General features: G+C 66.1%; 1 pseudogene. It reads left to right on the top strand.

Annotated features, from left to right (window positions below):
- Positions 1-28: 28 nt before the first annotated feature.
- Positions 29-232: pseudogene (locus tag EN859_RS36925) on the top strand (2-hydroxyacid dehydrogenase); the annotation flags it as partial.
- Positions 233-301 lie beyond the last annotated feature (69 nt).

Below are 301 nucleotides of genomic sequence, written 5' to 3'. Positions count from 1 at the left end.
TGCTCTTCCGATCTAAGCACTCGAAGGCGGCGTGATTGCAGGTGCCGGTCTCGACGTGTTCGTCGACGAGCCAAATGTGCCGCCCGAACTCTTCGGCATGGACCGCGTGGTGTTGCAGGCGCACCGCGCGAGCGCCACGGTGGAATCGCGCACCGCAATGGGCGAGATGGTGCTCGCAAGCCTCGAACAGGCGCTGGCGGGCCAACGTCCTGAAGGCAGCCTCACGACGTAACGCTAACGCGGGCGGCGCCTTCGCATGGCCGTCGCGATCGGGGTGGGAGCGCGCGCACCTATAATGAGC

Source organism: Mesorhizobium sp. M00.F.Ca.ET.216.01.1.1 (assembly GCF_004010325.2).
In the GTDB taxonomy this organism is placed as follows: domain Bacteria; phylum Pseudomonadota; class Alphaproteobacteria; order Rhizobiales; family Rhizobiaceae; genus Mesorhizobium.
Note: the sequence above shows the minus strand (reverse complement) of the source record. Positions and strands in the feature narration are given on the sequence as shown.